Raw genomic sequence first — 23,854 nt, forward strand, 5'->3', positions numbered from 1 at the left:
GTCTCAAGCTGCCTGTTTTGCGGTGACGAACGCCGCAAGGCTCGCCACGTTACTGAAGTGATTACGCGTGTCTTTGGCATCGGCGTCGATTTTGATGCCGTACTTTTTCTGGATGGCCAGGCCCAGTTCCAGGGCGTCCACCGAATCCAGGCCCAGGCCTTCGCCGAACAGTGTCTGTTCGTTGCCGATGTCTTCGGCGCTGATGTCTTCCAGGCCAAGGGCGTCGATGATAAGCATTTTGATATCACGGTGCAGATCGCTCATCTTCGGCGAGCTCCTTAATAAAGTAAGAATGTAGATATTCGTTGAGCTTGCGCGAGGCTTGCGGAGGCGGCCCCTGCTTGGCGAAAGTCTGTGGGTCTATATCGGCCCCGACCCGGAAACTGAAGTGCACGCGCCGCTTGGGGATGCGATACCAGGGTTCGGCCTTGGTCAACGTGGTCGGGCTGACCTTGATAATGACCGGGGTAAGGATTTTCGCACCACGCACGGCGATTGCCGCACCGCCCCGATGAAAGGCCGGTGCCTGGCCGGGGCGGGTGCGCGTCCCTTCGGGGAAGATTATCAGGGTCTGGCCGTCTCTCAGCGCGTCGGCAGCCGCGTCGAGCATGTCCATGCTGCCGTCGTTGCTGATGTATTCGGTGCAGCGCAGCGGTCCGCGGGTGAAAGGGTTTTCCCAGAGGCTTTGCTTGACCACGCAGTTGGCGTGACGCACCAGGCCGATCAGAAACACCACGTCGATCAGCGATGGGTGATTGGCAACGATCATTTGCCCGGGACGACCGAGCTTTTCCGCGCCTTCAATGTTATAGGTCAGCACCCCGGTACGGGCCATGAAACGCACAAAAATCCAGAAGCAGCGGCTGACCGTTTGCCGGGCTCGCAGCCGGTGGGTCCGGGCGTCACCCGGCAGGCAGTTCAGCAACGGGAAAATCACCAGGCGCAGGCACAGCCCGCCCAACCCGAACAGGGCAAAGCTTGCGGCGGTGGCCAGCAGGCGCCAGTAATAGGCGTCGCGATTTTTCTCGGTCACGGATTGCGTTGCCAGGTCCATACACGATTTTTCCAGGCATGTTGGCAGGTGGTTTGCTGGTCGAGCAGCATACGCAACAGATTCAGTGCGTGTGGCCAGCGGGGGTTGGACAACACATCCGGGGGGCTGTTCAAGGACAACTGCCAGTCGGTACCCGGTGTGACCAGCAGGCCGACGGCATAAGGGAACGGCACGTCGTCGATCCAGGTCGAGTAAGCCTCGGGTGGCTGTTCTTCGGTGACCACCAGCAGTACCGCGCCAGCGCCTTCTGCCAATAGCGCAGCGGCTTCCAGCATGCCGTGTTCCAGACCATCGCCTGCGGCAGCGAGGGCCGTCATTTCGCTGGTTTCACCCCGCATGATCGACCACAAACCAATAATCGCGTTATGCACGGACAAGCTGAACTGGGTCGGAGACAGCGGCTCGTCGGCAGCCAGATCACTGAGAATGTCAACGGTGCGGGGCGTTTCGCCGTGACGGGAAACAAAGACCAATGGCAGATCCTGCCGGCCTTCGGCCAATGGCCAGCCGACACTGAAGGCCATCCGCGCCAGGCGGCTGAGGCGACGACGCTGCATGGCCGGCAGAAAGGAAACGTCGGGAACGGCATCGCTGTGCGGCAACACGACCGGTTGTCGGCACCAGGCCTGCCAGTCGTCCACGCTATCAAGCCCGGGGGCCCAGGCGCGCCATTGGGCGATGTTGAAGTTGATCACAGACATTCATCCCACCCTCACGGGCTTACTTGACGCGGGGAGTGGCCAAGAGCCGAGACTTGCCCTGCGTGGCGTTTGGCGCCGAGTGGCGCGCATTATCCCGGTGCCGGGAACGTGTAGCAAATGCTGGTTACATTTTGCTCAGCAAGATGAAGCGGCGGGCTCGAAAAAATTGAAAAATTGGTAATTATTCGCAAAGTTATCGCTCCGTCTGTCGGTTCCTGCGCCGAGCTATTGGGCCGTTCAGCGCTTTTCATGCAGGAGAAGGCAACTGACTGTGTAGTCCCTTTACCGAGAAGGTAGCGAAGCAACGCGGCGGACCACTACACTCGGTCATTCTTTGATACACGGAGGTTTTGACATGCGGCGCGTGGTGTTCAATCAGAAAGGTGGCGTTGGCAAGTCCAGCATTGCCTGCAATCTGGCGGCGGTCAGTGCCAGCGAGGGTTTTCGCACCTTGCTGGTGGATCTCGATGCCCAGGCCAACTCCACTCAGTACCTGACGGGGCTCACCGGTAACGACATCCCGATGGGCATCGCCGATTTCTTCAAGCAGACGCTGTCTTCCGGGCCCTTCTCCAAGAAGAATCAGGTCGACATCTACGAAACCCCGTTCGATAACCTCCACGTCATTACCGCCACCGCCGAGCTGGCGGACTTGCAGCCAAAGCTTGAAGCCAAGCACAAGATCAACAAGCTGCGTAAGTTGCTTGAAGAGTTGAGCGAAGACTACGACCGGATTTACCTCGATACCCCGCCAGCGCTGAATTTCTATGCGGTATCTGCATTGATCGCCGCTGATCGTGTGCTGATTCCCTTCGACTGCGACAGTTTTTCACGCCAGGCACTGTACGGCCTGATGGCGGAAATCGAAGAGTTGAAGGAAGACCACAACGAAGGCCTGGAAGTCGAAGGCATCGTCGTCAACCAGTTCCAGGCCCGCGCCAGCCTGCCCCAGCAAATTCTCGACGAGCTGATCGCCGAAGGCCTGCCGGTGTTGCCGGTGTACCTGGCCAGTTCGGTGCGCATGCGCGAATCCCATCAGGCCAATACGCCGCTGATCCACCTCGACCCGCGGCACAAGCTGACCCAGCAGTTTGTCGAGTTGCACAACCTGCTGGAAAACGCCTGATTATCAGGAAGCACGCAAGACCTGTGGGAGCGAGCCTGCTCGCGAAGACGATTTCAGATTCAGCACAACAGTGTCTGAAAAACCGCTTTCGCGAGCAGGCTCGCTCCCACATGAGGATTCGGAATGTCCTTAGATCCCCTGGCTACGCAACCAGCTCATCAGTTGCGGTAACGGGAACGCCCCGCTCTGCCGGGCAACTTCCCGGCCGTTCTTGAACAGGATCAGGCTCGGAATCGAGCGAATCCCCAGCTGTGCCGACAGCTGTTGGTTCGCCTCGCTGTCCAGTTTGGCCAGCCGGCACTTGCCCGCCAGTTGCCCGGCCGCCTGCTCGAACACCGGTGCAAACGACTTGCACGGCCCGCACCAGTCCGCCCATACGTCCACCAGCAATGGCAGATCACCCTTGATCTGGCTGGCGTAGTCGCCTTGCTTCAACTCAAACGGTTTGTTCAGCAGGACTTCGGCCTTGCAGCGTCCGCATTTGGGGTGATCGCTGAGGCGCTCGGCGGGAATGCGGTTGAGGCCGTTGCAGTGGGGGCAGGGGATGTGGAGTGGGTCGGTCATGAGCGATATCCAATTGGAAGCTGATAACACCTAGTTGGAGACGTTTGCTCATATTTTCAATCGTGCAGCAGCGGGTGGTGAATCTAGGCTGTGTCTTGCCGAGCCAGACCGCTTGTCTGCTGAAAGTTATCGCAACTTGCGATATTTCTGATCTGAGATTAACTTCCCATAGCAAAATGCGATAAGGATGTTGCATGCATGTTCTCACCGAAAAAAGAGTACGTGAAGCCAAGGCCAAATGGCCAATGGCAGCCAACGCGCTGGATCATTGGTATCAATTAGCCAAAGGAAGCAAACCGTCGGATTTTGCGGCGATGAGAACCACATTTCCTGCAGTCGACAAGGTGGGTGAGTTTCATGTTTTCGATATCGGTGGCAACAAATTGCGGCTGATCGCTTTTGTCAGATATCGATCGCAAAAGCTTTATATCAAGTATGTGCTGGACCACCGCGAATACGATCGCGGCAAATGGAAGGAGGGAGGAGCATGAGTATCCTGATCAAAAGAGCTGCCGAGCACTGGGAATTTGTCTCACCGCTGCTTCGAAAACCGAAAAGCGAAGATGACTATGACTTGCTGGCGCAGGCGCTGGACGAGTTGCTCGAGATGACCGGCGATGATGAGTCCCACCCGCTGATGAGTCTGGTGGATATCATCGGTGACTGGATTGAGGAGTGGGATCATAAGTATCACCCGATGCCGAAGCCAAGCGGGGTCGAGGTTCTTGGCTACTTGATGCGTGAGCACGGCCTGACTCAGAGTGACCTGCCTGGCGTCGGCCCTCAATCTGTTGTTTCCGAGATCCTGAGCGGCAAGCGCCAGCTCAACCTGCGTCAGATCCGCTGGCTGGCCGAGCGCTTTGCGGTGTCGGCAGAGGTCTTCATCTGACCCGCCTCACGACGAACAACTGATCTCCAGATGCTTGCCCCATTCCGGCGGCCTCTCTGCGTAGCTTTCCATCCCAGGTTGTTCCTCGAACGGATTGCTCAGCACCGCGTGCAGTCGGCGGACTTCCGAGTAGTCGCCGCTTTCCGCCGCAGTGATGGCCTTTTGTGCCAGGTAGTTGCGCAGGATGTACAGTGGATTGACGGCGTGCATTCGTTGGCGGCGCTGCTCTTGATCAAGCGCGCCTTCACGGGCTACCCGGGCGACATACCGCTCGCCCCAGGCGTCAAAGCCCTTGAGGTCGACGAAGTCATCACGCAAGCGGGCGATGGCCTGTTCCGGTGCTTCATCGCCCAGGCGACGGAAAAACAGGCTGTAGTCGACACCGCTGTTTTGCATCAGTTGCAGCAGGTTCTCCAGCAGTTTCTGGTCGTCGTCTTCGGCAGTGGTCAAGCCGAGGCGGCGGCGCATCAGGTCCAGGTAATGAGCCTGGAACAATGGCAGGTACAGGCCGAGGGTTTCGCGCAGGGCTTCGACGCTGATGAACGGCGTCAGGGCCTGCGCCAATGCGCTGAGGTTCCACTGACCAATCGGCACCTGGTTGCTGAAGGAGTAACGGCCCTGGTCGTCGGAGTGATTGCAGATGAAGTTGGCGTCGAAGTCGTCGAGGAAAGCGAACGGGCCGAAGTCAAAGGTGATGCCCAGGATCGACATGTTGTCGGTGTTCATCACCCCGTGGCAGAAGCCATAGGCCTGCCACTTGGCGATCAGTTCGGCATTGCGCTCGACCACTTCGCGGAACATCGCCAGGTACGGTTCCGGCTGCTCCAGACACTCCGGGAAGTGCATGGCCAGTACGTGATCACCCAGTACTTTCTGCTGCTCGGGGCGCTTGGTGTAGTAGAAATATTCGAAGTGGCCGAAGCGCACATGGCTCGGAGAGAGACGCAGGATCATGGCGGCGCGCTCCTGTTTTTCGCGCCACACCGGAGTGTCCGAGCCGATCACGCACAGGGCGCGGGTGGTGGGGATGTTCAGGGCGTTCAGGGCTTCGGAAGCGAGGAATTCGCGGATCGATGAACGCAGTACCGCCCGGCCATCGCCCATGCGTGAAAACGGCGTCTGGCCGGCGCCCTTGAGGTGCAGGTCCCAGTGCTCGCCGGCCTCGTTGTACACCTCGCCCAGCAGCAGGCCGCGACCGTCGCCCAGTTGCGGGTTGTAGGAACCGAACTGATGCCCGGAATAGACCATCGCCCTCGGGATCGCGTCGGCCCAGAGCTTGTGGCCGCTGAACAGTTCGGCGAACTCCGGGGTTTCGGCCACGGCCGGGTCGAGGTCCAGCAGCGCCATGGCGGCGGGGCTGGCTACGACCAGGCGCGGGTTGTCGATGGGCTCGGGCAGCACATGGGCGGAAAACGCGTCGCCCAGGCGATCGTAGCGATTATCGAAGGTCAGTTCGTCGAGGGCTTTCAAGGGCCGGCTCCAGCAGAATGTCCGAGCATTCTGCTGGGGAAAGGCCGGTTAGTCGAGTTTGGCGGCAGGCGGCATTTGCGGCGGTTGCTTGCCGTCCGCCAGTGGCACGATGGTTTTCGTTTCCGGTTCGATTGGCACCATCTTGTATTCCTGGCCGTGCAGGTTCTTGAGGTAAACCTCCATCTGCCGGAACGAGATATTGATGTGCTGCTTCTTGAACTCGCGGTTGATGAAGCGGTTGACCTCATCGAGTACCGGGTTGCGGTCGCCGAGGTCGCGCACGTGCATGCGCAACTCGTGGTCCAGGGTGCTTTCGCCGAAATTCAGGAAGTACACATGTGGCTCCGGGTCTTTAAGGACGCGCGGGTTATCGCGGGCCGCCTTGAGCAACAACTCTTTCACCAGGTCCAGGTCGGAGCCGTAATCGACGCCGAGCTTGAGGGTCACCCGGGTGATGGTGTCGGTCAGCGACCAGTTGATCAGCTGCCCGGTAATGAACGTCTTGTTCGGGACGATGATGTCCTTGCGGTCGAAGTCGGTGATGGTCGTGGCGCGGATGCGAATCTTGCTCACGGTGCCCGACAGGTTGCCGATGGTGATGGTGTCACCGATCCGCACCGGACGTTCGAACAGGATCATGATGCCGGAGATGAAGTTCGCGAAAATCTCCTGCATGCCGAAACCGAGGCCGACCGACAGTGCCGCCACCAGCCACTGCAACTTGTCCCAGCTGACGCCGAGGGTCGACAGCGTCGAGACGAAACCGACGCCGGCAATCACATACGAGAGCAGCGTGGTGGTCGCGTAGGCGCTGCCCTGGGCCAGGTTGAGTTTCGACAGCACGAACACTTCTAGCAGGCCGGGCAAGTTGCGCGCCAGGGCGAAGGTGATGCCGATGATGATCAGCGCGCCGAGCATGTCGCCGATGCTGATCGGCACCATGCTCATGTTGGCGCCGGTGCCGCTGGTGTATTCGTAGAGGGTGATGTTGTCCAGGTACGAGAACACCGTGATCAGGTCGGCCCAGACCCAATACAGCGCTGCCATGAAGCCGCCGAGCAGTGCCAGGCGGATCAGGCGCAGGGACTGTTCGTTGACCTTCTCGATGTCCATGGTCGGCTCTTCGATCACCGCTTCGCCGTCACCGGCCTCCTTGGCGGCCAACCGCTTGCTCAGGGCGCGCTGGTAAGCCAGGCGGCGGGCCGCCACGCTGAGGCCGCGCACGAACGTGGCTTCGATCACCAGCCAGAACATCAGCAGGTACAGCGTGTTGATCAAGCGGTCGCTGAGTTTCAGCGCGGTGTAGTAGTAGCCGAAACACACGGCCACGAACAGCGCGACGGGCAGGGCGGTAAACAGGATCCCCACGACCTTGCGGAACAGCGGGGCATTTTCGTGGGTCGGGCTGCTGATGAGCAAGCGGCTGAGCAGCAGGGTCATCAAGGCGTAGCAGGTGAGTACCACCGGCATGCCGATCACGTCATCGGCCAGCGCCGCCGGTTGCAGTTCGGCAACCGCCACCACGGTCACCAGCGCCATGACCACCATGCCCAGGCGACGGATCCACCTGCGCAGGAATTCCACCTGGGGCTTTTCCCAACGGAAATGCAGTTCCGCCACACCACCCGGCGCGAGGATCCGGTAGGCGGTGTAGAACACCAGCCAGGCCCCGGCCATCTGCAGTAACGCCGCGCCCATATTGGCGTTCTGCCCACGGGCGTCGATCTGCAGGGCCAGCCCGCACAGTGCCAGGCCCAGGGAAACCGGCATCGCCAAAAGTATATTGATCAAAATCGCCTGCGGCGTGTGCCACTGGCTATCACGCTTGAAATGGCCGATGTCCTGGTGAACCTTGTTCAGGCGCGCGTACAGGCTTTTGCGGCGCCACAGCAACGCACCGATCAGCAGTGCCAGCGGCAGGAACAGCAGCGGGCGCTGGGTCAGGCCATCAGCCAGTTCGCTCAGGCTTGAAAGTACCGGCAGTGAGTCGAGCTGACGCTGAAGGCGATCCGGCATGCCGCGAAACCACTCCGGGTCCAGCGGCTTGTTGCTGGGAATCCAGAACATTTGCTCATCGAGCGTCGCCCGCAGGCTTTGCGCCGTACTGAGCAGTTGCTTCTGGTTCAGTTGCAGGGTGATGGATTCATTGAGCACCGCGCTCAGTTCGCGATTGAGCCGCTCCAGCAGGTCGGCGCGGGTGGTGGCCAGTTCCATCAGGCTTTTGCGCAACTGCGGCGTGACTTGTTCGGGCGGCTGGGTCGACAGCAGGTTGTCGACGTAGGTGGTCGGATTGCTCAGCAACTCCCGTTGCTGGCTGACTTCGAACTGATACAGGCGAATGTCGGCGATCTGGTCGGCCAGGTTGCGGTCGAGTCGCAGGCGCGGCAACGCTTGCTTCTGCTTGTAGAGAATCTTCGAGAGCAGCAGGCTGCCTTTGAGCACGTTGATTTGCTCGTCCAGGGCCGAGTCGCTCTGGGTCAGGCTGTCCAGCTGTTGCTTGGTCTGCAGGTTTTGCTGGGTGACTTCATTGAGGCGGTCGGTACTTTTGAGCAGGTAGTCCGAGAGCTTCAGGTTGGCCGCGCTTTCGGTGGCCAGCAGGCTGCTGCCGCCAGCCTTCTGCGCTTCGATGGATTGTTGGGTGACCGTTTCCTGGGACAGCGCCAGACGCTTCTGGTTGATCAGGGTTTGCAGTTCCTGGATTTCCCGATCCAGGCGGTCGGATCGCTCCGAAAGCAGGTCATGCTGGCTGTTGCCGAGGTCTTGCAATTGGGTATTGCCGGCCAGTTCCTGGCGGCGCAGCGGGATCAGGGCGTTCAGCGCTGCCAGTTCGGCATTGAGTTGGTCGCGCTGTTCGGCGCTCAAGGCCTTGCCGGCGTCCTTGCCGGTCTTGAGGATGTTGTTGATCTGCTGGATGCGCGTCTGGCTGCTGGATATCTCCGCCTGGGCGCGCTCGGGGCGGGTCTGGGCGGTGATGATCAGGCTGTTGGCATCGGCCAGGGCTTTTTGCAGATCGCTTTGCTGGGTGGAGCGCTCGGTCAGCATTTGCTCCAGCTGCTGGATCGGTTCCTTGGCGAAACGCTGCGCCACCGGTACTACGGTGCTGGCCTTGAGGCGGGTCAGCTCACGCTGGTTCTCGAGCGTCTGCTTGGGGGCAGCACTCAACGTTTGCTTGAGATCGGCCAGCTTCTGCTCGTAGTCACGCTTGTTGTTGAGCTGGGTCAGCGTGTTTTGCAGGACCGTTTGCAGGGCCTTCTGATCGGCTTCGGGTAATTTACGGTCGGCGATCTTGTCCAGGTTCGCCTGCACGGCTTCGCTGGAGGGCGGTTCGGCCGCTTGCGCCGCTTGCGGTAAACCAAGGGGGCCGACAGAGAGACTCAAGCCCAGCAGGGCAATGGCGAAAATGGAGCGCAGGTTAGGCATAGAGACCGGTCAAGCAAGTGATAGTGGAAGCAGTTTAGAGGAAGAGGCCGGGACCCGGGCGACTTCCTTCGGGGAATCTGACGCCCACTTTGCCGATCTTGTTCCCGTCCATGACCGCCACGGTCCAGATGGTGTTGTTCCATTCCACCTGGTCACCCACCACCGGTGCGCCGCCGACTTTCTGGGCAATGAAGCGGGCCAGGGACATGTCCGGATCGATGCCTTCGACCTTCAGGCCATACAGTGCCGCAACCGCCGCCAGCTGGGCGTCTCCTTCCAGTACGAAGTCGCCGAAGAAGCGCAGATCGAGGCCTCGTTGCGGCGCCTGGCTGAAGAGTTTTCCAAGGGCTGGCAGGTTGTGTTCATGGCCGATGACACACAGCAAATCATCGACTTCCAGCACTGTACTACCCGACGGATGGAGCAGTTGCTCGCCACGAAACAGGGCCGCGATACGGGTGCCTTCGGGCATTTTCAGCTCACGAAGGTGCGAGCCGATGCACCATTTTTCCGCGCCGAGGCGATAAACGAACAGCTCCCATTCGCTGGTGACGTGCACTTCCAGGGCCGAGCGGGAGATGGGAGCAGGCTCCGGTGGCACCGTCACCTTCAACAGCTTGGCGACCCACGGCAGGCTCGTGCCCTGAACCAGCAGCGACACCAGCACGATAAAGAATGCGAGGTTGAAGTAGAGCTGGGCGTTGGGCAGGCCAGCCATCAGCGGGAACACCGCCAGAATGATCGGGACCGCGCCGCGCAGGCCGACCCAGGAAATGAACGCTTTCTCGCGACCATGGAACGCTTTGAACGGCAGCAGGCCAACCAGTACCGACAGCGGCCGGGCGAACAGAATCATCCACAGCGCCAGTGCCAGTGCCGGCAAGGCAATAGGCAGCAGGTCATGAGGCGTCACCAGCAGCCCCAACACCAGGAACATGCCGATCTGGGCCAGCCAGGCCATGCCGTCGAGCATGTGCAGAATGCCGTGACGGCTGCGCACCGGACGATTGCCGATCACCAGGCCGCAGAGGTACACGGCGAGGAAGCCGCTGCCGTGCAGGGCGTTGGTCAGGGCAAACACCACCAGGCCACCGGCGATGACCAGAATCGGATACAGGCCGGTGGCCAGGTTGATGCGGTTGACCAGTTGCAGCATCAGCCAGCCGCCGCCCAGGCCGATGACACTACCGATGCCGAACTCGCGGATCAGGTGGGTCAGCAGGCTCCAGTGCAGGCCGGTCTGGCCGCTGGCGAGCATGTCGATCAGGGTGACGGTCAGGAACACCGCCATCGGGTCGTTGCTGCCGGATTCGATTTCAAGGCTGGCGGTCACCCGTTCGTTCAGGCCTTTGCCGCCCAACAGCGAGAACACCGCCGCGGCGTCGGTGGAACCGACGATGGCGCCGATCAGCAGGCCCTGGATCAGGTTCAGGTTGAATAGCCATGCGGCCGCCATGCCGGTCAGTCCGGTGGTAATCAGCACCCCGACGGTGGCGAGAGACAATGCCGGCCATAACGCCACGCGGAAACTCGACACCCGGGTGCGCAAGCCGCCGTCGAGCAGGATGACTGCCAGCGCGAGGTTGCCGACCAGATAAGCCGTGGGGTAGTTGTCGAAAATGATGCCGCCGCCATCGACGCCGGCCGCCATGCCGACGGCCAGGATAATCACCAGAATCGGGATGCCGAGGCGCGATGACAGTGAGCTCACCAGAATGCTTGCACCTACCAGCAACGCGCCGATCAAGAACAGGCTGTTGATGGTCGTCGCATTCAAAGGCAGTACTCCAGAAAGCTGAAAGGCGGGCACAAACTGACCATGCAGTCCGCGTGCCAGCGATTCTAACCTGTTGAAATGTGATGCTGTCAAAAAGCTTTTGGGGTATCGCACGCCCCCCTGTAGGAGCGAGCTTGCTCGCGATGGACGTCAACGATAACGCGTACTGTCCGGATCAACGCGTTGTCCTTGATGCCTTCGCGAGCAAGCTCGCTCCTGCATAGGCGGAATAGGCGGGCGACGAAGTGCAGGAACCAGATTGGCCAATCGTAGTCTTTAAAACTCGCGAGGAAGGTCACTCGTCAGCAGAATCAAGGCTTTGCGCCTGCATAACCCTGGCATCCACGGTGACTTTTCTTTATCGTACGCGCCCTTTGAAAAAGCCCGGAAAATCAAAATGTTGGAAGCATCCCTAAGCCAATTGGAACAACTGGTCAGTGACCTGGTGCAACAGAACCAGACGTTGCTCGGTACCAACCAGACCCTGACTGCAGAACTGGCCCAGGCCAAGGATGAAAACGAGAGCCTGCAACTGAGCCTGATGGAGCAGGAAGAGAAGCAAGGCGCCACGGCGGCTCGCATTCAGGCCCTGGTTGAGCGTGTCAGCGCAGGCCCTGTCAGCGCATGAGTTACGGCGCAGGGGTAAAAGTCGTCTCGATCCTGGGGGAGGACTACTCAATCAAGGCTCCGGCCGGGGAAGAGCAAACCCTGCTGGACGCTGCAATGATGTTGAAGGCTGCCCTGGCCGACACCAAAAGAAAGTATCCGACACTGATCGGTGACCGACTGCTGGTGCTGGCCGCGATGAACCTGTGTTCTCAGCAGATCGAAATGCAGAAGCAGCACAAGCTCGAACTCGACCGTTACCAAGAGCAAGTCAGCGCCACGGTTGAAGTGATTTCCAAGACGATCAATCAGGCCTGATCGGGCTTGCGCACAACCAAAGAATAGATTGTCGGTTTGGCTGTATACAATCGGCACGGCTGTTGCAGTGTTTCAGCCTCTTATTCTTTGGGGGTGCTCCATGCAGTTCTGGCGACGCAGTATTCAATGGCAGTTGATCCTGAGTATGGGCAGCGCCTTGCTGGTCAGTATTCTGATCGTGGTTGGCATCTATACCCTGGTGGTCAATCGACTGGCCCAGAACTATCTGGTCGAGCAAGCCTTGCCGTCGAGCATCGAAGCGATGCGCAACGACATCGAGCGCATCCTTGTTCAACCGCTCACGGCCGCCAAGGACATCGCCAGCAATAGCATGGTGCGCGACTGGCTGGCCGAGGGTGAAAACAGTGCCCGAACCGGCACGTTCACCACCTACCTCGAAGGCATCCGCGCCGAGCACAAAGCCTTTACCGCGCTGATTGTCGGCACCGCGTCCAACCATTACTTCACCGAAAAAGGCCTGGACCGGACCCTCAGCCGTTCCAACCCGAAGGATGCCTGGTTCTATGCGTTCCTCGACAGCAACCAGCCGCGCACCCTCAATATCGACAACGACACGGCCACCGGAGAATTGGCGCTGTTCATCGACCTCAAAGTCGAGCAGGCCGGTAAAGTCGTGGGCGTTGCCGGGCTGGGCCTGAGCATGAAAGAGCTGTCGGAGTTGATCCACAACTTCAGCTTCGGTGAGCGCGGCAAGGTCTATCTCGTGCGTTCCGACGGTTTGATCCAGGTCCATCCCGAGGCGCCATTCAGCGGCAAGCGCACCTTGGCCGAGCAGATTGGCGAGTCAGCCGCGCAAGCGGTCATGGGTCAAAAAACTGCCACCAACAGCAGCTTCCAGCGCGATGGCGAAGACTTCCTCGCATTGAGCCTGCCCTTGCGCGATCTCGGCTGGACCCTGGTGGCCGAAGTGCCGCAATCGCAGATCTACGCCGAAGCCCGCCGCGCCATGTGGATGAGTAGTGGTATCGGTCTGGCGGTGGCGATTGTGTGCCTGTTGCTGGTGGTGCTGCTGGCCCGTGGGCTGGTACGGCCGATTCGTCAGGTAACAGCGGCACTGGTTGCCATTGGTAGCGGTGGTGGAGATTTGACTCACCGGTTAGATTCCAGTCGCGCCGATGAGCTGGGCGATCTGGCGCGTGGCTTCAATCGGTTCCTCGACAGCCAGCGCGACATGATCGGTGAAGTGCTGACCACCAGCGAACATCTGCGCACTGCTGTCGGGCAGGTGGCGCGTGTGGTGGATAACACCGCCGAACGTTCCGGACGCCAGCAGGAAATGACCGACATGGTCGCCACTGCTGTTCACGAAATGGGCCTGACCGTGCAGGACATCGCGCAGAACGCCGGCAATGCGGCATTCGCTTCACAAACCGCCCGTGACGAAGCGCTGCAGGCGCGGGAAGTGGTGGGCGGTTCGATCCGACATATTGAGAGCATGTCTCGGGAAATCGGTGTGGCGGCCACGGCGGTGGGTGAGCTGGCCCATCAAGTGGCGTCCATCGATCAGGTGCTGGCGGTGATTCGCGGGATTTCCGAGCAGACCAACCTGCTGGCGCTCAACGCCGCTATTGAAGCGGCGCGAGCCGGCGACATGGGCCGCGGGTTTGCCGTAGTGGCCGATGAAGTGCGCACCCTGGCGCGGCGTACGCAATCATCAACCGATGAAATCCAGCAGATGATCGGCAGCCTCAAGCAGGGAGCGGAGAACGCCGTTTCGTCGATGCATACCGGGCAAGCGGCCACAGGTACCGGTGTGGAGTCGAGCCAGAGGACTGGCGCGTCGTTGACGGCGATTACCGGTCAGGTGGAACGCATCAGCGACATGAACCATCAGGTGGCGACGGCGACCGAAGAGCAATCGGCGGTGACCGAGGAGATCAACCGCAACGTGCAGGGCATTTCCGATCTCGCGCGGGCGACGGCGGGGGAGGTCAGGGCTTGTCGGGATGATTGCCACACGTTGCAGAGTTTGGCGGACGATCTGGCGCGGCAGATGGGTGGGTTCAAGCTGAGCTGATGTGTTGTCTGTGCGGGCCTCTTCGCGAGCAGGCTCGCTCCCACAGTGGTTCGCGTTCAACTGTGGGAGCGAGCCTGCTCGCGATTGGATTTCAGCTATGCCACAAGAGTTTGGTTAGAACCACTCATCCTGCATGCCGAGGCACACATCATCCCGCGCTTCAAGAATCGCCAGCTCATGGTGGCAACCCGGCACTTCCCACGTCAGGAAGTAGCGCGCCGCCTGCAACTTGCCTTTATAGAAGCTCACATCCGCCGCATTGCCCTTGGCCAATCCTTCCTCGGCCCGAATCGCCTGTTCCAACCAGCGCCAGCCAATGACGGTGTGCCCGAATACCTTCAGGTACAGCGCCGAATTCGCCAGGCTGCCGTTGACCTTGCCCTGAGCCAGATCGGTCAGCAGGCCGATGGTTACGCTTTGCAGGCGCGCCACCAGTTTCTCCAGCGGTTCGCGCAGTGGCGTCAGCGACTCGAATGCCTGGGCGCGTTCGGCAGTGTCGGCGATCAGGCGGATCAGTTGCTTGAGCCCCGCGCCACCGTTCTGCGCCAGTTTGCGACCCAGCAGGTCCAGCGACTGAATGCCGTGGGTGCCTTCGTGGATCGGGTTCAGGCGGTTGTCGCGGTAGTACTGCTCCACCGGGTACTCGCGAGTGTAGCCGTGGCCGCCGAGGATCTGGATCGCCAGTTCGTTGGCCTTCAGGCAGAACTCCGACGGCCAGGATTTGACGATCGGCGTCAGCAGGTCCAGCAGTTCATGGGCCTGTTTGCGTTCGGCTTCGGTCGCAAGCGTCGTGGTGTCATCGAACAGTCGCGCTGCGTACAGGCCGAGGTCGAACGAGCCTTCGACGTAGGCTTTTTGCGTCAGCAGCATGCGTTTGACGTCGGCGTGCTGAATGATCGCCACCGGTGCGGTGTTCGGGTCCTTGCTGTCCGGCACGCGACCCTGCGGGCGCTCTCGGGCATATTCCAGCGAGTACAGGTAGCCGGCGTAACCGAGCATCACCGCGCCCATGCCGACGCCAATGCGCGCCTCGTTCATCATCTGGAACATGTAGCTCAAGCCGTGGTGTGGCTTGCCCACCAGATAGCCGACGCACTCACCGTTATCGCCGAAATTCAGCGCGGTGGACGTGGTGCCACGCCAGCCCATCTTGTGGAACAGCCCGGCCAGCAGCACGTCATTGCGCTTGCCCAGGCTGCCGTCGTCGTTGACCAGGAACTTGGGCACGATGAACAGCGAAATGCCCTTCACCCCGGCCGGTGCGTCCGGCAGCTTGGCGAGCACCATGTGCACGATGTTTTCCGATAGCGGATGATCGCCGCCGGAAATGAAAATCTTGTTGCCCTTGAGGCGATAAGTGCCGTCAGACGCCGGCTCTGCGCGGGTACGAATATCCGACAGCGACGAGCCCGCGTGGGGTTCGGTCAGGGCCATGGTGCCGAAGAAACGGCCGTCGATCATCGGTTGCAGGAAGCGGCGTTTCTGTTCATCGGTGCCGAAGCTTTCGATCAGGTTCGCCGCGCCCATGGTCAGGAACGGATAGGACGTCGATGCGGCGTTGGCCGATTGAAAGTGGGCAAAGCAGGCCTGGGACAGCAGTGTAGGAAGTTGCATGCCATCCGCCTCGAAACTGCGCGCGGCATTGAGGAAGCCGGCTTCGAGGAAAGCATCTACCGCCGGTTTCACTTCCGGAATCAGAATCGCCTGACCGTTTTCATAGCGCGGCTCGTTCTCGTCACCCTTGCGGTTGTGCGGGGCGAAGAACTTCTCGGCGATGCTGCGGGCGGTACCGATGGCCGCATCGAAGGTTTCACGGTTGTGCTCGGCGAAACGCTCACGCTGGGTCAGGCCCTCGGCATCAAGGACTTCATACAGCTCGAAAGCCAGATTACGGGAACTGAGCAACGTCTCGGACATGGCGGCCTACCTTTTATTGGGATGGGCCGAGTCTAGGCGGGGGAATAAAGGCTGAACAGGATGATTGATGGTAGTGATGGAGGAGCGGGGGCAACGCTAATCAATTGTGGGAGCGAGCCTGCTCGCGAAGAGGCCGGCACATCCAATGTTAATGTTGGATGACACACCGCTTTCGCGAGCAGGCTCGCTCCCACAGGAGGTATTGCAAACCGGGCAGCCGTTGCGGTTGCCCGGTCTTGTTGCGGCTTAACCGATGGTCATCAAGCTGGCATTACCACCCGCCGCAGCGGTGTTGACGCTCAACGCGCGCTCGATCACCAGGCGTTCCAGCGCAATGCCGGTTTCGCCTTGCGACAGGCCCTGCACGCCAACGATCGCACCGGCACGCTTGGCAACCTGCTGGCACACCGCACGCAACTGGTCGGAATGGCCGTGATGCACAACCGCATCAAATACCACTTCGTCCTTGTTCCAGTCGGAAACCAGCTTGATGCGCGCCTGAATGTCCTTCGGCAGGCGTGCGAACAAAGCCTTGCTCAGGTCAGTTTCCGGCCAGACCGCCGAACCACCGACAGCCAGTACTGCCGCCAGTTGCGTCAGCAGATCGCCTTCGACTTCCGCCAGGCACAGCACGTGTTCCCGCGGCAGGATCGCGTAGCTGTTGCGCTCGCCGGTCGGGCCAGCCAGAACGCGGGTGATGCCGCTTTGCGATTGTGCGGCGAACTGCGCGCACAGGGTGCTCAGATCGGCGAATTTGTTGGTGTCGGCCCAGGCTTTCAGCGCGGTCAACGGCTTGCTCATGGCGTCGCGCAGACGCACGTCCGGAGCTGCGCCAGCATCGCCGCGAGCGAAGGATTGTTCGATCGCATCCGCAGGGCGCGTCGACAGCAGGCGGTACAGGTACAGCGGGCCACCGGCTTTCGGGCCGGTCCCCGACAGGCCTTCGCCGCCGAATGGCTGCACGCCGACCACGGCACCGACGATGTTGCGGTTGACGTAGACGTTACCGGCGTTGACGGTGTCGATCACCTTGGCGATGGTTTCGTCGATGCGGGTGTGAACGCCCAGGGTCAGGCCGTAGCCGGAAGCGTTGATCTGGCCGATCAGCTGGTCGATGTCTTTGCGCTTGTAGCGAACCACGTGCAGCACCGGGCCGAAGATCTCCCGCTGCAACTCGTCGAAGCTTTCCAGTTCGATCAGCGTCGGCATCACGAAGGTGCCGCGTTTGACTTCTTCGGCATCGGCGATGGCCACCTGGTACACGCTGCGACCTTTGTCACGCATGGCCTGGATGTGTTTCTCGATGCCGGCCTTCGCTTCAGCGTCGATCACCGGACCGATGTCCACGGACAGGCGCTCCGGGTTGCCGAGGCGGCTTTCGGCCATGGCGCCCTTGAGCATTTCGATGACGCGGTCGGCGGAATCTTCCTGCAGGCACAAGACGCGCAGGGCCGAGCAACGCTGGCCGGCGCTGTCGAACGCCGAGGACACCACGTCGATCACCACCTGTTCGGTCAGAGCCGAAGAGTCGACGATCATCGCGTTCTGGCCACCGGTTTCAGCGATCAGCGGGATCGGACGGCCCTGGTTGTCGAGGCAACCGGCGATGTTACGTTGCAACAGGCGCGCAACTTCGGTGGAACCGGTGAACATCACGCCTTTGACGCGTTCGTCGCCGACCAGACCGGCACCGACGGTTTCGCCACGACCCGGCAGCAGTTGCAGCACGCCTTGCGGAATCCCGGCTTCGAGCAGCAGGCGTACGGCTTGAGCGGCCACCAGCGGGGTTTGTTCCGCAGGCTTGGCCAATACCGGGTTACCGGCAGCCAGTGCGGCAGCCACCTGGCCACTGAAGATCGCCAGCGGGAAGTTCCATGGGCTGATGCACACCACCGGGCCCAGCGGGCGGTGGGCGTCATTGGTGAAATCGTTGCGTGCCTGCACTGCGTAGTAACGCAGGAAGTCCACGGCCTCGCGCACTTCAGCGATGGCGTTGGCGAAGGTCTTGCCGGCTTCGCGAGCCAGCAGGCCCATCAGCGGCTGGATCTCGGCTTCCATCAGGTCGGCGGCACGCTCCAGGATCGCGGCGCGTTCGGCCGGCGGCGTGGCCTGCCAGATCGGCGCGGCGTTCAGGGCGCACTGGATCGCGTTGTCGACGTCTTCGACGGTCGCTTCCTGTACATGGCCGACCACGTCACGCAGGTCGGACGGGTTCAAAACTGGAGCCGGGGCTTCGTTGCTGGATGCGCAGCCGAGTATCGGCGCCGCTTTCCAGTGGTTGTGTGCGGTAGCGAGAAGCGCGCAGGACAGGGACGCCAGACGATGTTCGTTGGCCATGTCGATGCCGCTGGAGTTGGCGCGCTCGGCGCCATACAGGTCGCGCGGCAGCGGAATGCGCGGGTGCGGCAGGCCGAAACCACCTTCCACGGTCGCCATCTGCTCGATGCTCGCCACCGGGTCGGCCACCAGTTCCTGAATCGAAATCGACTGGTCGGCGATACGGTTGACGAACGAAGTGTTCGCGCCGTTTTCCAGCAGGCGACGCACCAGGTAGGCCAGTAGGGTTTCGTGGGTGCCGACTGGAGCGTACACACGGCACGGACGGTTCAGCTTGCCTTCGGAAACCTTGCCTACAACTTGTTCGTACAGCGGTTCACCCATTCCGTGCAGGCACTGGAACTCGTACTGGCCCGGGTAATAGTTCTGGCCGGCGATGTGGTAAATGGCCGACAGGGTGTGGGCGTTGTGCGTGGCGAACTGCGGGTAGATGACTTCCGGTACCGACAGCAGTTTGCGCGCGCAAGCGATGTAGGACACGTCGGTGTACACCTTGCGGGTGTAGACCGGGTAGCCTTCCAGGCCTTCGACCTGGGCGCGCTTGATTTCGCTGTCCCAGTACGCACCTTTCACCAGGCGGATCATCAGGCGATGACGGCTGCGGCGAGCCAGGTCGATCACGTAGTCGATCACGTACGGGCAACGCTTCTGGTAAGCCTGGATGACGAAACCGATACCATTCCAGCCGGTCAGTTGCGGCTCGAAGCACAGGCGCTCCAGCAGATCCAGCGACAGCTCGAGGCGGTCGGCTTCTTCGGCGTCGATGTTCAGGCCGATGTCGTATTGCTTGGCCAGCAGGGTCAGCGACAGCAGGCGCGGGTACAGCTCATCCATCACGCGCTCGTACTGGGCGCGGCTGTAGCGCGGGTGCAGGGCAGACAGCTTGATCGAAATGCCCGGGCCTTCATAAATCCCGCGGCCGTGGGACGCTTTGCCGATCGAGTGGATGGCTTGTTCGTACGAGGCCAGGTACTTCTGCGCATCGTGCTCGGTGAGTGCGGCTTCACCGAGCATGTCGTAGGAATAGCGGAAGCCTTTGGCTTCGAACTTGCTGGCGTTGGCCAGGGCTTCGGCGATGGTTTCGCCGGTGACGAACTGCTCGCCCATCAGGCGCATGGCCATGTCGACGCCCTTGCGGATCATCGGTTCGCCACTCTTGCCGATGATGCGGCTCAGGGACGAGGTCAGGCCGGCTTCATTGTGCGTAGACACAAGCTTGCCGGTAAGCAACAGCCCCCAAGTGGCAGCGTTGACGAACAGCGACGGGCTGTTGCCCAGGTGCGGCTGCCAGTTGCCGGTGCTGATCTTGTCGCGGATCAGCGCGTCGCGGGTGCCTTTGTCCGGGATGCGCAGCAGCGCTTCGGCCAGGCACATCAGTGCCACGCCTTCCTGGGACGACAGGGAGAACTCCTGCAACAGGCCCTGAACGATGCCGGCACGGCCGCCAGCGCTCTTCTGGTTGCGCAGTTTTTCGGCAATCGAAGCGGCGAGCTTGTTGGTGGCTTCAGCCATTGGAGCCGGCAGGCGCGCCTGCTCGATCAGCATCGGCACCACTTCCGGTTCCGGGCGACGGTAGGCGGCGGTGATCGAGGCGCGCAGCACCGATTGCGGCAGGATGCTTTCGGCGAATTCGAGGAAGCACTGGTGGGCGTGATCCAGAGGCGCGTCGACGGCGTCGTCGGAATCTTTGGTCAAACCGCTCAGCTCGGTCAGGGTTGCACCACCCTCGAGTTTTTCCAGGTAATTGAAGATTGCCTGCTTGATCAGCCAGTGCGGCGTGCGATCAATCGAGGTCGCGGCGGCCTTGAGGCGTTCGCGGGTCGGGTCGTCGAGTTTGACCCCAAGGGTGGTGGTAGCCATGTTTTTATCCTCATGTTTGCCACGACTGCGCGGCATCAGCTGGCGGCAAGATTAGCCGTGCAACTGCCGAGGTGCAACCGGGTGCAACCCTTTTTTTGCAGGAAAAGTCGGCGCCTCGTCGGGAAATGAATTCTGGTACGAATGTGCTGCACCTGCTTGGTGCTTTTACTTCTAGAAAACTTTTGTTACTGCGCAAAAAAGGGCGCAAGAACAATGGCTTCTGCGTCAATGTCTGCCAGGTGCAACTGATTCTCAAAAAATGGGTTGCACCTTGTTTGCTTTGTTGAATAGCATCCGCACCCCAAGGTGCAACCCGTCTGGAACGCGGTTGGGCCGGCTGATGGCTTTCCTGGGGAAACATCAGTCATAAATGCGCGGCGTCCCGAATCGTCTGTCAAACGCCAGCGTTTGCGAACGGTTCAACAGCCGCTGCTACATAAAAACAAAGCCAGGGCGTCACTTAATGAGCGTAACGAATCCAACCCTGATCACATTTGTGATCTACATCGCGGCAATGGTGCTGATCGGCTTCATGGCCTATCGCTCCACCAACAACCTTTCCGACTACATTCTGGGCGGTCGCAGCCTGGGCAGCGTCGTTACCGCGCTGTCTGCCGGTGCGTCCGACATGAGCGGCTGGTTGTTGATGGGCCTGCCGGGTGCCATCTACATGTCCGGTCTTTCCGAAAGCTGGATCGCCATCGGCCTGATCGTCGGTGCCTACCTGAACTGGCTGTTCGTCGCCGGCCGTCTGCGCGTGCAGACCGAGCACAACGGTGATGCCCTGACGCTACCGGATTACTTCTCCAGCCGTTTCGAAGACAAAAGCGGCCTGCTGCGGATCATCTCTGCCGTCGTGATCCTGGTGTTCTTCACCATCTACTGCGCCTCCGGCATCGTGGCCGGTGCCCGTCTGTTCGAAAGCACCTTCGGCATGTCCTACGAGACAGCGCTGTGGGCCGGCGCTGCGGCGACGATTGCCTACACCTTCGTCGGCGGTTTCCTGGCCGTGAGCTGGACTGACACCGTACAAGCCACCCTGATGATCTTCGCCCTGATTCTTACGCCGATCATCGTGCTGCTGGCCACCGGCGGCGTCGACACCACGTTCCTGGCAATCGAAGCGCAAGATCCGGCCAACTTCGACATGCTCAAAGGCACCACCTTCGTCGGCATCATCTCGCTGATGGGCTGGGGCCTGGGCTACTTCGGTCAACCGCACATCCTGGCGCGTTTCATGGCGGCGGATTCGGTCAAGTCGATTGCCAAGGCCCGTCGCATCTCCATGACCTGGATGATCCTGTGCCTGGGCGGCACCGTGGCTGTAGGTTTCTTCGGCATCGCCTACTTCTCGGCCAACCCGGCCGTGGCCATGCCGGTGAGCGAGAACCACGAGCGTGTGTTCATCGAACTGGCGAAGATCCTGTTCAACCCATGGATTGCCGGTGTCCTGCTGTCGGCCATTCTGGCTGCCGTCATGAGCACCCTGAGCTGCCAGCTGCTGGTGTGCTCGAGCGCACTGACCGAAGACTTCTACAAAACCTTCCTGCGTAAATCGGCTTCCCAGCTGGAACTGGTCTGGATCGGTCGCGCCATGGTGCTGCTGGTTGCCCTGATCGCCATCGCGATGGCCGCCAACCCGGAAAACCGCGTACTGGGTCTGGTCAGCTACGCTTGGGCCGGTTTCGGTGCCGCATTCGGTCCTGTGGTGCTGATCTCCGTGATCTGGAAAGACATGACCCGCAACGGCGCACTGGCCGGCATCCTGGTCGGCGCGATCACCGTGATCGTGTGGAAGCACTTCGAACTGCTGGGCCTGTACGAAATCATTCCTGGTTTCATCTTCGCCAGCCTGGCGATCTACCTCGTCAGCAAAATGGGCACGCCGACAGTCGGTATGTTCCAGCGTTTTGCGGCTGCTGAGGCCGATTATCGCTTGAACAAGTAACCGGGATTAGCGCATGCGCTGACCCGATGACTTGAAAAAATGGCCCGCTTCCTTTTGGACGCGGGCCATTTTTTTGCATATTCACTGCAGTATTCCCTCCGGGACATCCACTCAGCCACCAACCCCTGACTTGCCGGCCGGTAAAAGGTAAACTTCCCGGCCTTCGCAGGAGCAGCCATGAATTATCGTCACGCCTTCCACGCCGGCAATCACGCCGATGTGTTCAAACACCTGACCTTGACCCGCCTCATCGCCCTGATGTCGCGCAAGGAGCAGCCGTTTGCCTATCTCGACACCCACGCCGGTATTGGTCTGTATGACCTGCAGGGCGATCAGGCGAGTCGTACCGGTGAGTACCTGGAAGGCATCGCGCGTTTGTGGGATCAACCGGATCTGCCGCTCCTGACTGCCGATTACATGCAGGTGCTGCACGAGATGAATCCGGATGGCCAGTTGCGCTATTACCCGGGGTCGCCGGAGCTGGCACGACGTCTGACTCGCCCGCAAGACCGTGTGTTGCTCAATGAGAAGCACCCGGAAGACGGCGTGTTGCTCAAGGACAACATGGCCGGTGATCGCCGGGTCAAGGTTCACCTGGGCGAGGGCTGGCATGTGTCGCGGGCCTTGCTGCCGGTGCCGGAGAAGCGTGCGGTGATGTTGATCGATCCGCCGTTCGAGAAGCTCGACGAGATGCAGCGTTGTGCCGCGTCGTTGAAGGAAGCGATTGGCCGGATGCGTCAGACCGTGGCGGCGATTTGGTACCCGGTGAAGGATCAGCGCGCGCTGCGGCGTTTCTATCAGGACCTGGCTGGCACCGGGGCGCCGAAGTTGCTGCGGGTGGAGTTGCTGGTGCATCCATTGGATACGCCGAACAGCCTGAACGGTTCCGGGTTGGCGATTGCCAATCCGCCGTGGGGGCTGGAGGAAGAGTTGCGTGAGCTGCTGCCGTGGTTGTCCGAGAAGCTTGGGCAGACCCAGGGTGGGTGGCGGATGGATTGGTTGATCGCTGAAAGTTGATCTGTTGCATTTGTGGCGTCTGATTGGACGCCATCACTGTGTAGGAGCGAGCTTGCTCGCGAAGGTCGTGAACGATAACGCGTAAACCGGATGCCCAGCGGCGCCCTTGGGTTTTTCGCGAGCGAGCTCGCTCCTACAGTCAGTCGTCAGATAGGGCAGGTCACGCCTGTGCCGCCGATCCCACAGTAGCCTTCCGGATTTTTGGCCAGATACTGCTGATGATACGTCTCGGCAAAGTAGACGGTCGGGGCCTGGTCGATTTCGGTGCTGATTTCACCGAGGCCGGCCTTGGACAGTTCAGCCTGGTACGCTGCTTTGCTCTTGAGCGCGGCGTCCAGTTGTTCAGGCGAAGTGGCGTAGATCACCGAACGGTACTGGGTGCCGATGTCGTTGCCCTGGCGCATGCCCTGAGTCGGGTTGTGCAGTTCCCAGAACATCGCCAGCAGCTGCTGGTAGCTGACTTTCGCCTTGTCGTACACCACCAGCACCACTTCGGCATGGCCGGTCAGGCCGGAGCAGACTTCTTCGTAGGTCGGGTTCGGCGTGAAGCCACCGGCGTAACCCACCACCGTGCTGACCACGCCTTCGCGCTGCCAGAAGCGGCGTTCCGCCCCCCAGAAACAGCCCAGGCCGAAGATCGCGAAGTCGACATCTTCGAAGAACGGGCCGAGCAAGGGGGTGTCTTTAAACACAAAGTGCTTTTCAGGCAGGGTCATCGCGGTTTCGCGGCCGGGCAGAGCTTGTTCTTTGGTAGGGAGCACGTTTTTGTTCACCAGAATTTCCGAGCGCAGAACCATGATCAGTCCTCTCAG

The 23,854-nt window shown here is 60.7% G+C and carries 18 protein-coding genes and 1 pseudogene; 9 read left to right on the plus strand and 10 right to left on the minus strand.

Annotated elements, in window-relative coordinates:
* Window positions 1-3 precede the first annotated feature (3 nt).
* The 3 genes from ACEN8E_RS01655 to ACEN8E_RS01665 are packed head-to-tail and all read right to left on the minus strand — an operon-like array spanning window position 4 to window position 1,755.
* Entirely contained in the window at window positions 4-264 is a 261-nt protein-coding gene (locus ACEN8E_RS01655; RefSeq protein ID WP_095943238.1) for a phosphopantetheine-binding protein, read from the minus strand.
* Window positions 245-1,054 carry a lysophospholipid acyltransferase family protein gene (locus ACEN8E_RS01660; RefSeq protein ID WP_495591176.1) on the minus strand — a complete coding sequence of 270 codons (810 nt, stop codon included), beginning with the start codon at window positions 1,052-1,054 and terminating at the stop codon, window positions 245-247. Before ACEN8E_RS01660 ends, ACEN8E_RS01655 begins: the two co-directional genes overlap by 20 nt.
* The gene (locus ACEN8E_RS01665) at window positions 1,030-1,755 is read right to left on the minus strand and encodes a beta-ketoacyl synthase chain length factor (protein ID WP_495591177.1); all 726 of its coding nucleotides are present in this window, start codon (window positions 1,753-1,755) and stop codon (window positions 1,030-1,032) included. The genes ACEN8E_RS01660 and ACEN8E_RS01665 overlap by 25 nt, the downstream gene beginning before the upstream one ends.
* 355 nt (window positions 1,756-2,110) lie before the next feature.
* Here ACEN8E_RS01665 and ACEN8E_RS01670 point away from each other — a divergent pair, with 355 nt between their 5' ends.
* The gene (locus ACEN8E_RS01670) at window positions 2,111-2,881 is read left to right on the plus strand and encodes a ParA family protein (RefSeq protein WP_495591178.1); all 771 of its coding nucleotides are present in this window, start codon (window positions 2,111-2,113) and stop codon (window positions 2,879-2,881) included.
* Window positions 2,882-3,010: 129 nt separating this feature from the next.
* Here ACEN8E_RS01670 and trxC read toward each other — a convergent pair whose 3' ends face one another.
* The gene (gene trxC / locus ACEN8E_RS01675) at window positions 3,011-3,445 is read right to left on the minus strand and encodes a thioredoxin TrxC (RefSeq protein ID WP_495591179.1); all 435 of its coding nucleotides are present in this window, start codon (window positions 3,443-3,445) and stop codon (window positions 3,011-3,013) included.
* Window positions 3,446-3,639: 194 nt separating this feature from the next.
* Here trxC and ACEN8E_RS01680 point away from each other — a divergent pair, with 194 nt between their 5' ends.
* Together ACEN8E_RS01680 and ACEN8E_RS01685 are read left to right on the plus strand one after the other, a co-directional pair.
* The gene (locus tag ACEN8E_RS01680; protein ID WP_495591180.1) at window positions 3,640-3,936 is read left to right on the plus strand and encodes a type II toxin-antitoxin system HigB family toxin; all 297 of its coding nucleotides are present in this window, start codon (window positions 3,640-3,642) and stop codon (window positions 3,934-3,936) included.
* Window positions 3,933-4,334, plus strand: coding sequence for a helix-turn-helix domain-containing protein (locus ACEN8E_RS01685; protein ID WP_495591181.1), 402 nt, complete (start codon window positions 3,933-3,935; stop codon window positions 4,332-4,334). Before ACEN8E_RS01680 ends, ACEN8E_RS01685 begins: the two co-directional genes overlap by 4 nt.
* Before the next feature lie 6 nt (window positions 4,335-4,340).
* Here ACEN8E_RS01685 and selO read toward each other — a convergent pair whose 3' ends face one another.
* Genes selO through ACEN8E_RS01700 form a run of 3 tightly spaced genes read right to left on the minus strand, consistent with a single transcriptional unit; the run spans window position 4,341 to window position 11,001 of the window.
* A complete protein-coding gene (gene selO, locus ACEN8E_RS01690) occupies window positions 4,341-5,804 on the minus strand; it encodes a protein adenylyltransferase SelO (protein ID WP_495591182.1) in 1,464 nt (487 codons plus the stop codon).
* A 48-nt stretch (window positions 5,805-5,852) separates the two neighbouring features.
* Window positions 5,853-9,224, minus strand: coding sequence for a mechanosensitive channel MscK (mscK, locus tag ACEN8E_RS01695; protein WP_495591183.1), 3,372 nt, complete (start codon window positions 9,222-9,224; stop codon window positions 5,853-5,855).
* Between the two features lie 34 nt (window positions 9,225-9,258).
* Window positions 9,259-11,001, minus strand: coding sequence for a potassium/proton antiporter (locus ACEN8E_RS01700; RefSeq protein WP_495591184.1), 1,743 nt, complete (start codon window positions 10,999-11,001; stop codon window positions 9,259-9,261).
* A 397-nt stretch (window positions 11,002-11,398) separates the two neighbouring features.
* Between ACEN8E_RS01700 and ACEN8E_RS01705 the strand changes: the two genes are divergently transcribed.
* The 4 genes and pseudogenes from ACEN8E_RS01705 (at window position 11,399) to ACEN8E_RS01720 (ending at window position 13,963) form a co-directional block, all read left to right on the plus strand.
* Window positions 11,399-11,629, plus strand: a complete 231-nt coding sequence (locus tag ACEN8E_RS01705; RefSeq protein WP_007971835.1) for a hypothetical protein — start codon at window positions 11,399-11,401, stop codon at window positions 11,627-11,629.
* Entirely contained in the window at window positions 11,626-11,925 is a 300-nt protein-coding gene (locus ACEN8E_RS01710; protein WP_057399678.1) for a cell division protein ZapA, read from the plus strand. The genes ACEN8E_RS01705 and ACEN8E_RS01710 overlap by 4 nt, the downstream gene beginning before the upstream one ends.
* Window positions 11,926-12,070: 145 nt before the next feature.
* Window positions 12,071-13,099, plus strand: a pseudogene (locus ACEN8E_RS01715) (HAMP domain-containing protein); the annotation flags it as partial.
* Between the two features lie 132 nt (window positions 13,100-13,231).
* Window positions 13,232-13,963 carry a methyl-accepting chemotaxis protein gene (locus ACEN8E_RS01720; protein WP_495593262.1) on the plus strand — a complete coding sequence of 244 codons (732 nt, stop codon included), beginning with the start codon at window positions 13,232-13,234 and terminating at the stop codon, window positions 13,961-13,963.
* Between the two features lie 114 nt (window positions 13,964-14,077).
* Here ACEN8E_RS01720 and ACEN8E_RS01725 read toward each other — a convergent pair whose 3' ends face one another.
* Window positions 14,078-15,880, minus strand: coding sequence for an acyl-CoA dehydrogenase (locus tag ACEN8E_RS01725; RefSeq protein WP_495591185.1), 1,803 nt, complete (start codon window positions 15,878-15,880; stop codon window positions 14,078-14,080).
* A gap of 246 nt (window positions 15,881-16,126) precedes the next feature.
* Window positions 16,127-20,077: a trifunctional transcriptional regulator/proline dehydrogenase/L-glutamate gamma-semialdehyde dehydrogenase gene (gene putA, locus ACEN8E_RS01730; RefSeq protein ID WP_495591186.1), complete on the minus strand. Its 3,951-nt coding sequence runs from the start codon at window positions 20,075-20,077 to the stop codon at window positions 16,127-16,129.
* Between the two features lie 463 nt (window positions 20,078-20,540).
* Here putA and putP point away from each other — a divergent pair, with 463 nt between their 5' ends.
* Window positions 20,541-22,025, plus strand: coding sequence for a sodium/proline symporter PutP (gene putP / locus ACEN8E_RS01735; RefSeq protein ID WP_495591187.1), 1,485 nt, complete (start codon window positions 20,541-20,543; stop codon window positions 22,023-22,025).
* 177 nt (window positions 22,026-22,202) lie between these two features.
* Window positions 22,203-23,042 (plus strand): 23S rRNA (adenine(2030)-N(6))-methyltransferase RlmJ, encoded by an 840-nt coding sequence (locus tag ACEN8E_RS01740; RefSeq protein ID WP_413703685.1) that lies wholly within the window; start codon window positions 22,203-22,205, stop codon window positions 23,040-23,042.
* Between the two features lie 146 nt (window positions 23,043-23,188).
* Here the strand turns inward: ACEN8E_RS01740 and msrA are convergent, their stop codons facing one another.
* Window positions 23,189-23,839, minus strand: a complete 651-nt coding sequence (gene msrA, locus ACEN8E_RS01745; protein ID WP_495591188.1) for a peptide-methionine (S)-S-oxide reductase MsrA — start codon at window positions 23,837-23,839, stop codon at window positions 23,189-23,191.
* Window positions 23,840-23,854 lie beyond the last annotated feature (15 nt).

Source organism: Pseudomonas sp. Pseusp9, assembly GCF_059491265.1.